The sequence below is a fragment of the Pseudomonas sp. NPDC087185 genome (assembly GCF_044744955.1).
In the GTDB taxonomy this organism is placed as follows: Bacteria; Pseudomonadota; Gammaproteobacteria; order Pseudomonadales; family Pseudomonadaceae; genus Aquipseudomonas.
Window position 1 is genome coordinate 1 of the sequence record NZ_JBIUZK010000010.1, and the last position, 12,669, is coordinate 12,669.

A 12,669-nucleotide genomic window follows, 5' to 3' on the forward strand; every position below is an offset into this window, starting at 1 on the left:
CAGAAGAGCGATGTGCCGGAATATACAACGGGGTTCGCTGCGTCGATTTTTGGTGTGATTGGTGCAACGGGTGCGACATTGGTGAGTGTGCGAGCAACGCAGAAGGCCGTGATGTTGAGACTAAGTTTGACGGCACCAGGGATGGCCTTTGGAAATAGCGTTATTAAATTCGTGGGAAGCAACTTATTCGCGCGATTAACGGGATACCCCGCGATAATTTTAAGTTTATTCTCAGACGGCATTAAAGCGTGGCGTCAAAACATTAACGGAAATACAACTGCCTCCGGTTATACGTTCGCGGGCGGATTAACCATGGCAATAGGTTCCGCTGTCGTGCTTGAGGGCATGCTCGCAGTCACAGGAGTTACATCTGTAGTTCCCTTCGCAGGATGGGCTGCAGCGTCTCTAGCGCTAATAGGAGCAGCAATCGTCGTTGGTGCTTTGTATCTTCACGCTAAAGCCCATGAACATGTTCATTCACCTATAGAGCTCTGGGCAGCACGTAGCATTTTCGGCAATCGCATAAACGATGGGGAGCTTCGCCCCGCTATCGCCCTAGACCATGAAAGAAAGCTCCCTTCATTCCCAACACTTCATGCCGAGATCAAAGCTTGGCACCATGAACGTTATAGACCGAAGCTGATTACAGCAGAACAAGCCCAGTCACATGGTGTAGCTGGACTGGATAGTAGGTGGCACCAAAATGATTATTGGTCTCCCCCGAACTGGACGACCCTCACACATAACGAAGTTCCTACTATCGAGCCAACCGTTGAGTTTACAGTGTTTCTACCGGGCTTCATCGTGGGGAAAAGCGAGTGGTCAGGAAGCTTAAGTGGCTCCTGCGAAGCACAAGGCATGATCGAATTTCCGCTCACTCCCACATGCTACTTCATCGACGCAGGTTTGATTCTTAACTTTAACAATACAATGAACAAGCAAAAGCATGCTTCACTAGATCTAGTATACAGGCCCAATCAAGGCCTGGATGAAAACAGTGAGATCAACTCTAACTTTTTACTCGAGCGCTAGCCATGGCAACCCTATGGATATTCAACTCACATTCTTCTACCGGCTTTCCGCCTGCAATGGGAGGCCAGATTGAAAACTTAAGCGACAAGACCTTATGCCTGCGAAACCCATGGGTAACGGACTCCGTCTTCATGGGAAAATTGTATTGTGCATCTATAATCATATTAATGACGGGATTCTACCCCATTCTACTATCCGATGAAGCGTGGAATCCCTACACCTACAACCCCGCCCTGATAGCTGGAACGATACTTGCTCCCTTCATCTTCCTCCCATTTCTTTTCTACCGAATTTATTTTATTAGGAATCTATCAAAATTCTACTTAAACCGCACAACTAAAAAAATCTTATATCAGCGAGGAAAAAAACTGATCTCATTCGACTGGGACAATACAGGGGGTGGTCTTTTTAAACGCACAGAGTTCGGAGGCGCTTCTTTCAGCACCCATTACGCACTGGCGTTTGCCCCTCGACGCGAAGATGGCACTCTTCACCAAAAAGACTGCCTCTGGATCGACAGTAACGAACCTACCGACGCGGACATCAAGCATGTTGCCGAAGTGTGGGAATACCTGCGCCATTTCATGGACCACGGTCCGGACAAACTCCCCCCGCCGGGCGAGCCCAACTGGTGGTACAAGCCTTTGCATGAAATCTGCCTCACCCCGGCACAAGCTTTTCAGCATTACGCTCCCTGGCGCACTGGCGAGCCCGGAGAAATGCAGGGCAAAAAGAACTGGCAACTGCCCTTCTGGGCCGTGCTGTTTCCTTACAACCTGTCCGTCGCCATCTGCTGGTACATCATCTGCCGGCTGGTCAATGTTCAAGCCGCAGCGGCTCCCGCAGAAGCCTTTGAGGAAGCTCCGCCAACTTCAGGTAAAAGGAAGCGACGATGATCAGCCGCGCCACCTCCATCCCCGCCTGCAGCGCGCGCGTGCGCGATGCCCCGGTGTGCCGCTATGCCGACTCGGGCTCCGAACTGGAAAAAGGCTTTGCCCCGCTGCAGTACTCCTCCTACACCTTGCGTGCACTGCGCCCGGGTTATATGTACGTGTTCATGAAAGGCACCAACGGCGAAAATCTGCTAGGCCTTGAGGGCCTGGACAGTAAGTGGGCAAAAGAGAAGACGTGGCCACATTCAAAATGGACGCCAAACACTCACAATGAAGTGCTACAGCAAACAGCCCGAGTGGAGTTCACAATTCTTTTACGCGGATTCAGACCAGGCCAAAGCAATTGGCATGCAAAACTGAGCAGCCACCACAACAAGAGCGGCTCTGCACCCCTTCCGATAAACCCAAAATGCTACGCGACCTCGGCGGGATTAATTCTTAACTTCCCCAATGACACCCAAGGTCAAAGACAGGCAACTTTAAAGATAAGCCACCCCTAACATGGGGTTTAGATGAAGAAGCAGAATCATCCGCCAAATTTACACTTGAGAAATAATCACATGGGAACCATTTGGCTCTTTACACCACAAACCAAAACCCAAAATCCGCCTAAGATAGGAGGCCAAGTCTCCAGTATACGGAAAAACTTGCTAATCTTGAGAAACCCATGGGTTACCGACTCAGTGCTCATGGGAAAGCTCTATACCTCAATGTCTTTAGCGCTCGCACTCATGACTTATTCAGACATAATGAACGAGGAATATCGTCAAGTCATTCTATCAGGCACAAAAGAGCTCACAATCTATCTCCTCACCCCTCTTCTGTTCGCCCCATTCCTAGCTTACAGAATTTACTATATCAAGAACCTCTCCCCAATCTACTTCAACCAAGCGACCCGGACAATCCATTACAAACGAATAAGAAAAACAGTGACGTTCGACTGGGACAACACAGGGGGTGGTCTTTTCAAACGCACCGAGTTCGGCGGATCTTCCTTTAGCGCCAGCTACGCACTCGCATTCGCCCCACGCCGCCAAGACGGCACTTTGCACCAAAAAGACTGCCTCTGGATCGACAGTAACGAGCCTACCGACGCGGACATCAAGCATGTTGCCGAAGTGTGGGAATACCTGCGCCATTTCATGGACCACGGTCCGGGCAAACTCCCCCCGCCCGGCGAGCCCAACTGGTGGTACAAACCTTTGCATGAAATCTGCCTCACCCCGGCACAAGCTTTTCAGCATTACGCTCCCTGGCGCACTGGCGAGCCCGGAGAGATGCAGGGCAAAAAAAACTGGCAACTGCCTTTTTGGGCCGTGCTGTTTCCTTACAACCTGTCCGTCGCTATCGGCTGGTACATCATCTGCCGCGTCTTCAATGTCCGTGCCGCACCGCCCCCGCCTGAAGCCTTTGAAGAAACACCCACTCAACATGTCAGAAGAAATAGAAGTTCCGTTCAGTAGTATCAAAGCCTATACATTAGAGAGATGCATACGCCTAACACGGTATGACAACCCGACCTTGACGCTTAAGGGAAACAAGAAAACGCCGGATTACGAAGACTTTCAAATAGCTGTGGGGGCAGCGATGTGCGAATGGGGTGAATACGCTAGGACGGGCCCAAGCAGGCGTATTTCTTGGCCACCTTGCGAGGGTGATGGGCGCGCCCAGACACAAAGAAGCTCCCATCCATCCAGGCAAAAAGGAAACTAAAATGAAACCTATTGTACTTGTCGGCCATCGCCACCACTGCCCTACCCATGGCGAAGGCACGGTAGAAACTGGGTCAAGCGCCACACTTATAGATGGCAGGGCGGTCGCCCGTGTCGGTGACCGTATCAGTTGCGGAGCGGTCATCGAAACCGGCGCAGAATGCACGGTCATTGAAGGGCAACCAGCAGCCAGGCTGGGTGATACGACGAGCCACGGCGGTACGTTGCTCGAAGGCGACCCTGGATGGCTTATCGAATAACGGCATAGGTCCGCAAGGCTGGGGCTGGTGTATCCAGCCCTCCTCCAGCCTGCCGCAGCCCTCAAAAATCAACCGTAGCCGACAACTGCAACGCTCGCGGATACCCCGGCGATATCGCCCCGTATGACGCCACCCCCGACCAGTACTCACGGTCAAACACGTTCTGCACCGTCGCCCGGAACGTGGTCGGGTGCCCGTCGATCCGGGTGCTATAACGCGCACCCGCATCAAACCGCGTCCAGGCATCGAGCTCCTGGGTATTGGCCTGGTTGATGTACTGGCTCGCGGTATAGATCGCCCCACCGGTCAGCGTAAAACCTGCAATCCACGGCGTGTCCCACTCGCCCCAGAGGTTGGCCTGCACGTCCGGCACGCCGACCGGCTCGTTGCCTTTGTTGGCGGCCGTGGCCGTATCGGTCAGCTTGCCATCCAGCGCGGTCACGCCGCCCATCAAGCGGACACCGGGGCGTACCTCGCCGAACATGCTCAACTCGACCCCGCGGTTGCGTTGCTCCGCCTGCACGGCGAACTGGTTGCCCACGCCCAATTCGCCGCTGGGTTTCTCGATCTGGAACACCGACAAGGTGGTCATGAAGGTGTCGTGTTCGTACTTCACCCCCACCTCGTACTGCTTGCTCTTGTAGGGGGCGAAGGCTTCGCCGGCGTTGGCGGCGGTGGCCGGTGCCACATCGCCTTTGCTCAGCCCTTCGACGTAGTTGTAGTACAGCGCAACGTGGTCCCACGGTTTCACCACCACGCCTACCACCGGGGTGGTGGCATTGTCTTCGTAGCTGCTGGTGACGGCGCCGGTGGCGCTGTAGTTGCGCGATTCGATGGCCTGGCGGCGCACGCCCAGGGTCAGTTGCACGCGGTCGTCGAGCACCGACAGGGTATCGGTCAGGGCGACGCCGGCCAGCTCGGATTCGGAAATACGCAGTACCTTCGGCGCATTGATGTGCTGCTTGGGTACGTCGACCGGGTGGTAGATGTTCGAGAGGATTTCCGTGCCATTGTTGATGCCGCGGGATAGTTCGTCCTGGTAACGGGTGGCCATGACCGTGACGGTGTGGTTGACCGGGCCGGTCTCGAACAGGCTGCGCAGGCCGATGTCGGCGGTGGAGCGGTCGACATTGAATTTGTAATAGCCGGGAATGTTGCTGGTGTCGCCTGCGTCGTTGAGGATGCGCGGCACCTGGTCGGACATGCGTTTGACCTCCGCCCTGCCGCCGCCGGCATGGGCGAACACCGTCAACGAATCGGTCAGGTCGTATTCACCGCCCAGCAAGGCCGATTGCTCGCGGGTGCTCGACCAGCCCCAGTCTTGCGGCAGGTGGGTGCGGCCGTTGGGGGCTGAAGGTACGTCGATGCCTGGGGCGACGGTAAAGGGCCGCGATGCTGCGTCCCACTTTTCCTTCTGGCTGATGAAGTCTAAGTTCAGGCGCAGGCGCTCGCCTTGGTAGTCCAGGGCGATGGCGCCGATGTCCAAGGCACGCTGCTGGTTGTCGATGGCCGTGTCGCCCTGGGCGATGCTGCCGTTGAAGCGCACACCCCACTGTTTGTCTTCACCGAAACGGCGGCTGATGTCCAGGTGCCCCCCGACTTGGGTGTCCGTGGCGTAGCGGGCGGTAAAGCGGGTCAGGTCTTCGGCCAAGGCGCGCTTGGGCACGATATTGATCACCCCGCCGACGCCGCTATTGGGCGAGATGCCGTACATCAGCGCGCCGGGGCCCTTGAGCACTTCGACGCGCTCGGCGTACTCGGTGAACACGCGGTAGTTGGGGGCCACGCCATACACGCCATCGAAGGCGAGTTCGCCCAGGTTGCCTTCGCCCACCGGGAAGCCGCGCACGAAAAAGGAATCGACAATGCCGCCCGTCTGCCCGGTGGAGCGCACCGAAGGGTCGCGTTCCAGGGCATCGGCCACGGTCACCGTCTGCAGGTCGGCCAAGGTCTTGGCGGTGTAGCTGGTGACGTTGAAGGGGGTGTCCATCACATCCTTGTTGCCGAGCATGCCCAGCCGCCCGCCCCGGGCAACCTGGCCACCGGCAAAGGCTTCGGGCAGGCTGTCATGGCGCAAGCTGCTGGCTTCGATGTTGGTGGCTGCCAGGGTCAGGCCATCGCCGCCCGCCGCCTGCTTGGCCAGGGTGTAGTTGCCGTTGCCCCTGTCGACCAGCGCAAGCCCGCTGCCCGACAGCAGCTGGCTTGCGCCCTCCGGTACCGAATACGTGCCCTTGAGCCCAGGGCTTTGCAGGCCGTCAGTCAATGCCGGCTCGAACGACAAGGCAATGCCCGAGGCCACGGCGAAACTCGACAATGCACGGCCCAGCGGGCCCGGGCTGATCGCGTAGGCCTGGGTGGCCTGGGCGCTTGAGGATTGAGCGGCCGATGCAGGGGCGGTGGCGGCCACCAGGGCAAGCGTCAAAAGGGCGTAACGGGCAACAGACGTTAACCCGTGGGTACGGCTTGCAACAGGCATGGCAGTGGGATCCTTCAGACCAGAAATGAGGCGTTCAGTCCTGTTGCCAATCGACGCGGAGAAAAGTATCAGGCCAAGGCATTTTTATTTTTCCCAGCACCCGTCAACGGGAAGAGATCAGCGTCCAGTAACCGCCCATGTGTTCCTCGATCTTCAGGGCGTAGGTCGACTGGAGCATGTCCAAGGTGCGGCGCCTGTCGCTGATCGGGAAGGCGCCGGACACCCGCACATCGGCGATGCGTGGGTCACATCGCAACACGCCGCGTTGGTAGCGCCCCAGTTCGGCAATGAGATCGGCCAGCGTCATGTTGTCTGCCAGCAGCATGCCTTGGGTCCAATAGGTGCTGGCGCTGTCCAGCGCCGTGCTCGGGCCGAGGCTGCGCTGGTCGAAGTCAGCCCGTTCACCGGCATTGACTACGCGCGCAGCCGCTTTGCCAGGATGCACCCGAACCGCGCCGTCGAGTACCGCCAGGTAGGTGCGCCCCGCGCGCTCACGCACGGTAAAACGCGTGCCCAGCGCTTGCATCAGCCCTTCTTCGGTACCCACACGCAAGGGGCGCGACGGTACCCGGTTGTCTGCTGCGGTCTGTACCAGAATCTCGCCCCGTAGCAGACGGATGAATCGCTCGTTCGCATCGAAACGCACATCGATTGCAGAGTCGGTGTTGAGAATGACCTGCGTGCCTTCGGCAAGCATGAGCTCGCGACGCTGCCCGACGGCCGAACGATAATCTGCCGTCCACCCTTGCTGCTCGCTTACCCGCCACCCGAGCCAGCCGGCGGGGGCGATGGCCAGCAGCACCGCCAGGTGGCGGATCAGGCGGCGGCGGCCCGGATCGTGCGGGCGGTCGAGCACCGACATCGACAGCGCCGGTGGTAACCCGCCCAGCTTGCCCATCAGCGACTCGGCGCGCTGCCAGGCGCGTTCGCGCTCGGCGCTGCTGCTGCGCCATGCCTGCCAGGCCGCCGTCTGCTCGACCGTGGCATCGCCCGCGCTGAGCAGCATCAACCACTCGGCCGCCTCTTCGAGTGCCGCGCCGCCGGGGCCCAGTGCCGAATGCTCGCCGGCCAACTAGTCGCCCCACACCAGGCACCGGAGAAATGCCTGTTTCATGTAGCGCTTGACCGTGATCAGCGAAACGCCCAGTTGCTCGGCGATGGCTTCATATTTCATGCCAGCCAACTGGGACAGCAGGAACGCGCGCCTGACCACGGGCGGCAGCGTGTCCAGCATGGCGTCGATTTCGTGCAGGGTTTCAAGGATCAGAAAGCGTACTTCTGGCGACGGTGCCTGCGGCGCTGGCAGTTGTTCCAGCGCAGCCAAGTAGGCGCGCTCCAGCGATTTACGCTTGCACCAGTTGGCCAGCAGGCCGCCGGCGACGCAGGTGAGGTAGGCACGCGGCTCGTTGAACACCGTCACCTTCGAGGCGAGGATCCGCGCAAAGGTGTCCTGGGCCAGGTCCGCCGCATCCATCGCGTTGCCCAGGCGCCTGCGCAAACGCGCGTACAGCCAACCGTGGTGGACGCTGTACAGTTCCTCGACGCTGGATAAATGGGTATTTTTGCCGGGCAGAACTTCGCTCATCGGGCGATTCTTTTTCTGCAAGTGAGAATTGTTTGCAAGAGTAATTTACACAGCGAGGCCTGTGCAAGCGGATGAGCATTTGCGGGCAAAAGAAAGCCCGCTGCTAGGCGGGCAAGGTCTATCACACGTAGGGATGACTTTAGGTTCTCTCAAGCAGCGTGAAAATTGAGTGAAAGAAAGGTCCTTACTTTGTGATGAACGTATCCATCGCGGATGGACGGTACCCACAGCTTCAGTGCAGCCTGAAGAGCGCAGGCACTCGGGCTTGCGCCCCAGGCTCGGCCGGAACAATCTGAATACGGCCTGCATCCACCGCCAAATCGCAGGCACAAAAAAAGAGGCCCGAAGGCCTCTTCTTTGTGATCCCAGCGACGCACTGAGGATCGAATTTGGAGCGGGAAACGAGACTCGCATCGGGCCTGCGAGCTGTTGAAATCTATAGACTTTCACTTATTCCTGAAACAGGAATAGCCTTAATACTGGACTCATTCTGTCAGGATGACAATGTCTCACGCCCCCTAATCGTCCAGATATTAGAAGCTAGCCTAAATGCTCTCTCTAGGTCTGCTCTCCACATCCGCGAATAGCGAGATGCCCCGCCCTATCAATCGCTTAACTTAAACGCCCGCTTTGCATTACCAGTCAGGAACAAGCTGGACACCTCCTCGCCCAGTTCGAGTGAGGCAACACCTGCGAGGCAGTCGGCGGGCGTCAACATTGGATAGTTGGTACCGAATAATACCTTTTCCCGCCCTGCCCCACGCATGTAGTTGACCAACTCTTGAGGATAACGGCTGGCCTTGTAGGCTGAAGTATCCACGTAGACGTTAGGGTACTTCATCATCAGCGAGATCATCTCGGATACCCATGGAAAGCCGATATGCCCGCCGACGATGCGCAATTCAGGGAACTCATGCGCAACGTAGTCCAGATACGGAATAGGCCGCCCTGGCTCCGAGGGCATCATGGGCCCAGCATGCCCAACTTGCACGCAGAGGGTGACATCCAGTTCGATGCATTCCGCATAGAGCGGATAGAACCGGCGGTCGTCGGGCGGCAGCCCCCAAAGCCAAGGCAGAATGCGCAAGCCCTTGAAGCCGTGGTTTCGCACGTACTGCCTCAATACTCTGACTGCAGCCATCGGCTGGCGAATATCAACCGAGGCGATACCGAACACCTGCTCAGGCCGACGTTGCACTGCCAGGTCCACACGCTCGTTGGAGATCAGCTCACCGCGTGGTCCCACCCAGGCGCTGGCAAATACTTTGGATACCCCTTGTTCGCTGAACCCCTGCAGCACTTCATCACAGTCGAGGTCACGGTCTTGCTCGGCCAACCCTTGCCAGGCGGTCGGCCAACGCCTTAGCGAGTCGAACAATGGGTCTCGCAAAAACGACCTGAAAGGAATCTGCATCCAGGCATCGATAAGATCAGTCATCTAGTTGCCTCGTTGATACCCGCAACGCCACTCCGGCACTGCGGGCCGAACCCGGGGTTTTCAGACACCCATGATTTCCTTGCGGCGCAGGTCCTGCGCGCGGCGGTTGCCTGCATCGCTCATGCCTGCCGGGAGCTCGCCATCGAGCAGTGTGGTCCGCTGCTCAATCTGTTGGATGACCGCGTCTTGCAGGGCTTTCTTGGACATGGCATAGGCCACGTTGCAATCCGGGGTAATGCAACGGGCATAGGCGATTGCACGCGACAGCAGTTCGGCTTCCTCGACCACTTCATGGAAAAACCCGAGCTTTTCCGCCTCTTCCAGGGAGTACAGTTCACCCTTCAGGGTGGTCAATGCCCCCACCTGGGTACCCAACGCATATTTGATGATCTCGACGTAGGCAGCTGGCATCGGGATACCAATCGGCACTTCGTTGAGGCCGAACTTGGCCGGTTTGCGCGCAGCAACCCTGAAGTCACAGTCCAGTGCGGTAATCAGCCCGCCCGCTATGGCATGGCCATTGATCGCAGCGACGGTCGGCCGGGGGTACTGGAAGATCCGCAGATTGGTTGCACGGTACTCGGCGTACCACTGGCGGATGCGTTCCTGGTCGAGGCTGCCAAACATATCGAAGCTGTATTTGAAGTCGATACCGGCCGAGAACACGTTGCCCTGTCCGGTGAGGATGACCGGCAATTCACTGAATTCTTCCTCTAGTCGGTCGAACGCATCGTGCAGGTCCTTGAAGAAGGTCGCATTCTGCACGTTGACCTTGTTGCTGTTCATCCGCACGACCGCACAACCGTCGATCACGTCAATTTGCCAAGCCATGTGACTACTCCTGTTCTCGCCTGCCGACACTGCGGCAATCACTTTCATTTGGAAGGTGGGTCAGCACGCAATGAGGCGGTGGCATCCTGCTGACAATCCTGGCGCTTCAGCACTTCGGCTTCAGCGTGACGAAGATGCTCGATACCGCGGTGGCCAGCCACCAGAGCGGCGTGAAGATCCTCGGGCCGCTGAAGATCGCCAGTGATCCGCTGTCGATGATTTCCCTGTCGTTGGGCCTGGTATTCGGGATTGCCGGCCTGCCGCACATCATGATGCGCTTCTTCACCGTGCCCGACGCCAAGGCGGCGCGTAAGTCGGTCCTGGTCGCCTATGGGCTGATCGGCCTGTTCTTCATTCTGGTGTGCGTGCTGGGCACGGCGGCAATCAGCATCGTCGGGCAACAGCCGCAGTTCTTCGAACAAGGTATGATCGGTGGCCCGCTGCTGGGTGGTGTGAACATGGCCATCATGCATCTGGCGCAAGCGCTGGGCGGCGACCTCATGTTCGGTTTCCTCGCCGCCGTGGCCTTTGCCACCATCCTCGCGGTGGTAGCGGGCTTGGCGCTTGCGGGCGCGTCGGCGATTTCCCACGACCTGTACGCCAATGTCTTGTGCAAGGGCACGCCATGCCCGAAGACCGAAATGCGCGTCAGCCGCTGGGCGACCGTGGGCCTGGGCGTCGTCGCCGTGCTCCTGGGGATTGCCTTCAAGGGGCAGAACGTGGCGTTCCTGGTCGCCCTGGCCTTTGGCATCGCAGCGTCATCCAACTTCCCGATTCTGCTGCTGGCGATGTACTGGAAAGGGCTGACCAGCAGAGGCGCGATTTCCGGCGGCCTGATCGGGCTGATCAGTGCGCTGGTGTTGGTACTGCTGTCACCTGGGGTATGGGTCAAAGTGCTGGGCCAGCCGCATGCGTTGTTCCCCTATGACTACCCTGCCCTGTTCTCGATGCCGCTGGCATTTCGTAACGGCCTGGGCCGTCTCATGCCTTGACCGGAGCAATCGCAGCGTCGTCGAACGTGCGGCCTTCGAGCCACAATGCATCCGTGCGCAAACCGGTTGGGGCGCCGATAAAGCCGTTCAGCATTGAGCCCCTGCCAGGTGGAGCGCCGCTTCGCGCCCCACCTGGCAGCCCTCAAAGCGGCAACGCACGGTCATGCACCACCCGCTTCATCACCAGGGTCGAGGTCAATCGCTGCACATTGGGCAGTGTCGACAAGCGTTCATCGTAGAGCTTCTGAAATGCCGGCAGGTCGACCGTAATCACGTGCAGCAGGTAATCGGGCTCGCCGAACAGCCGTTGCGCATCGACGATCTGGGCGATATCTATGAGCGCGTTTTCAAAGGCCTCGACCGCTTTACTGTCGCCCTCGCGAAGCGTCACGAACACCATCGCGGAAAAATTCAGGTTGAGTGCCCGCGGCGCCAACTGCGCCCGGTAACTCAAGATCACCCCCGCCTGCTCCAGTGCCCGCACGCGTCGATGGCAGGGCGACAAACTGAGCCCCACGCGATCCGCCAACTCGGTGACCGACAACCGACCGTCCTGCTGCAGCTCAGCAAGAATCTTTCTATCGATATGATCCAACTGGAAGATTCTCCCCTAGACGGTAGGCAAAAATAGAATATTAGACAATATACACCGCAGTATATCCATTATTCTATTGGCGCTGAACATTGTCCCTCACACCCACTTGCACTGCGTGGCGGGCGTTTTTCGGTGGCTGATCGCCTGCTGCAACAGGCCAATACATTCGACGTAAAAGGTAGTACCCAATGACCTTGAGTATGTTTGCCGCCTTCTGGGCGGTGTCGTTGCTGTTCGTCATAACCCCGGGCGCGGACTGGGCGTACGCCATCTCCGCTGGCTTGCACGGCCGGGTAGTTATCCCGGCAGTCGTCGGGCTGCTGATGGGGCATCTGATCGCAACGCTGGTAGTCGCCGCGGGTGTCGGCGGGATCGTCGCCAGCACGCCCTTCGCGCTGACCGTCTTGACGGTGGCGGGCGCGGCGTATCTGCTGTGGCTGGGTTTCAACATGTTCGCCCACCCTTCGATACCTCAGGCCGGCGAGGACCAGCATTCCGACTCGGCCGCCCGCTGGGCGCTCAAAGGGCTTTGCGTCAGCGGGCTCAACCCCAAGGTGTTCCTGCTGTTTCTCGCGCTGCTGCCACAATTCACCTCGCCAGCGGCCAGCTGGCCGATGCCGCTGCAGATTATCGCCCTGGGCCTGGTGCACACCTTCAGCTGTGGCGTGGTCTACCTGCTGGTCGGCTATGGCTCGCGCGCGGTCCTGCATACCCGGCCTGCAGCGGCACAATGGGTCAGCCGTGTGTCAGGCGTGGCGATGATCATCATTGCGCTGGTACTGCTGATCGAGCAGGCGCTGAGCTGAACCAGGCGCCGCCTGGTCATAGACGCAGGGATGCTTTCGGATTGCTTGA

11 protein-coding genes and 2 pseudogenes are annotated in these 12,669 nt (G+C 58.5%); 7 read left to right on the forward strand and 6 right to left on the reverse strand.

The genetic code is table 11. The features are described from left to right. From ACIPIJ_RS26540 to ACIPIJ_RS26560, 5 genes and pseudogenes are all read left to right on the forward strand, one after another. Positions 1-1,032 (forward strand): annotated as a pseudogene (locus tag ACIPIJ_RS26540) (hypothetical protein); the annotation flags it as partial. A gap of 2 nt (positions 1,033-1,034) precedes the next feature. Further along, the gene (locus tag ACIPIJ_RS26545) at positions 1,035-1,928 is read left to right on the forward strand and encodes a DUF6708 domain-containing protein (RefSeq protein ID WP_401082613.1); all 894 of its coding nucleotides are present in this window, start codon (positions 1,035-1,037) and stop codon (positions 1,926-1,928) included. Next, positions 1,925-2,425, forward strand: coding sequence for a hypothetical protein (locus ACIPIJ_RS26550; protein WP_401082615.1), 501 nt, complete (start codon positions 1,925-1,927; stop codon positions 2,423-2,425). The genes ACIPIJ_RS26545 and ACIPIJ_RS26550 overlap by 4 nt, the downstream gene beginning before the upstream one ends. Positions 2,426-2,485: 60 nt before the next feature. Beyond that, entirely contained in the window at positions 2,486-3,388 is a 903-nt protein-coding gene (locus ACIPIJ_RS26555) for a hypothetical protein (protein ID WP_401082919.1), read from the forward strand. 194 nt (positions 3,389-3,582) lie between these two features. Next, positions 3,583-3,897: a PAAR domain-containing protein gene (locus ACIPIJ_RS26560; protein WP_401082618.1), complete on the forward strand. Its 315-nt coding sequence runs from the start codon at positions 3,583-3,585 to the stop codon at positions 3,895-3,897. A gap of 61 nt (positions 3,898-3,958) precedes the next feature. Here ACIPIJ_RS26560 and ACIPIJ_RS26565 read toward each other — a convergent pair whose 3' ends face one another. From ACIPIJ_RS26565 to ACIPIJ_RS26585, 5 genes are all read right to left on the reverse strand, one after another. Then, entirely contained in the window at positions 3,959-6,373 is a 2,415-nt protein-coding gene (locus tag ACIPIJ_RS26565) for a TonB-dependent siderophore receptor (RefSeq protein WP_401082621.1), read from the reverse strand. Between the two features lie 103 nt (positions 6,374-6,476). After that, on the reverse strand, positions 6,477-7,445 hold the full coding sequence (locus ACIPIJ_RS26570; RefSeq protein ID WP_401082624.1) for a FecR domain-containing protein: 969 nt from the start codon (positions 7,443-7,445) through the stop codon (positions 6,477-6,479). After that, positions 7,446-7,958, reverse strand: a complete 513-nt coding sequence (locus tag ACIPIJ_RS26575) for a sigma-70 family RNA polymerase sigma factor (protein WP_401082627.1) — start codon at positions 7,956-7,958, stop codon at positions 7,446-7,448. It lies immediately after the preceding gene. A 604-nt stretch (positions 7,959-8,562) separates the two neighbouring features. Then, a complete protein-coding gene (locus ACIPIJ_RS26580; protein WP_401082630.1) occupies positions 8,563-9,396 on the reverse strand; it encodes an amidohydrolase family protein in 834 nt (277 codons plus the stop codon). A gap of 60 nt (positions 9,397-9,456) precedes the next feature. Continuing rightward, a complete protein-coding gene (locus ACIPIJ_RS26585; RefSeq protein ID WP_401082633.1) occupies positions 9,457-10,227 on the reverse strand; it encodes an enoyl-CoA hydratase/isomerase family protein in 771 nt (256 codons plus the stop codon). Between the two features lie 77 nt (positions 10,228-10,304). On the opposite strand from ACIPIJ_RS26585, the pseudogene ACIPIJ_RS26590 reads away from it, so the two are divergent. Beyond that, positions 10,305-11,316 (forward strand): annotated as a pseudogene (locus ACIPIJ_RS26590) (cation acetate symporter); the annotation flags it as partial. 45 nt (positions 11,317-11,361) lie between these two features. Here ACIPIJ_RS26590 and ACIPIJ_RS26595 read toward each other — a convergent pair. Continuing rightward, positions 11,362-11,814: an Lrp/AsnC family transcriptional regulator gene (locus ACIPIJ_RS26595; RefSeq protein WP_401082636.1), complete on the reverse strand. Its 453-nt coding sequence runs from the start codon at positions 11,812-11,814 to the stop codon at positions 11,362-11,364. A gap of 188 nt (positions 11,815-12,002) precedes the next feature. Here ACIPIJ_RS26595 and ACIPIJ_RS26600 point away from each other — a divergent pair, with 188 nt between their 5' ends. Continuing rightward, entirely contained in the window at positions 12,003-12,620 is a 618-nt protein-coding gene (locus ACIPIJ_RS26600; RefSeq protein WP_119141786.1) for a LysE family translocator, read from the forward strand. Positions 12,621-12,669: the final 49 nt, after the last annotated feature.

Bases quoted from the DNA above. Each gene is read 5' to 3' on its own strand.
- ACIPIJ_RS26585 (WP_401082633.1), bottom strand. From the start codon at position 10,227: ATGGCTTGGCAAATTGACGTGATCGACGGTTGTGCGGTCGTGCGGATG.
- ACIPIJ_RS26545 (WP_401082613.1), top strand. From the start codon at position 1,035: ATGGCAACCCTATGGATATTCAACTCACATTCTTCTACCGGCTTTCCG.
- ACIPIJ_RS26560 (WP_401082618.1), top strand. From the start codon at position 3,583: ATGGGCGCGCCCAGACACAAAGAAGCTCCCATCCATCCAGGCAAAAAG.
- ACIPIJ_RS26575 (WP_401082627.1), bottom strand. From the start codon at position 7,958: ATGAGCGAAGTTCTGCCCGGCAAAAATACCCATTTATCCAGCGTCGAG.
- ACIPIJ_RS26580 (WP_401082630.1), bottom strand. From the start codon at position 9,396: ATGACTGATCTTATCGATGCCTGGATGCAGATTCCTTTCAGGTCGTTT.
- ACIPIJ_RS26550 (WP_401082615.1), top strand. From the start codon at position 1,925: ATGATCAGCCGCGCCACCTCCATCCCCGCCTGCAGCGCGCGCGTGCGC.
- ACIPIJ_RS26565 (WP_401082621.1), bottom strand. From the start codon at position 6,373: ATGCCTGTTGCAAGCCGTACCCACGGGTTAACGTCTGTTGCCCGTTAC.
- ACIPIJ_RS26555 (WP_401082919.1), top strand. From the start codon at position 2,486: ATGGGAACCATTTGGCTCTTTACACCACAAACCAAAACCCAAAATCCG.
- ACIPIJ_RS26600 (WP_119141786.1), top strand. From the start codon at position 12,003: ATGACCTTGAGTATGTTTGCCGCCTTCTGGGCGGTGTCGTTGCTGTTC.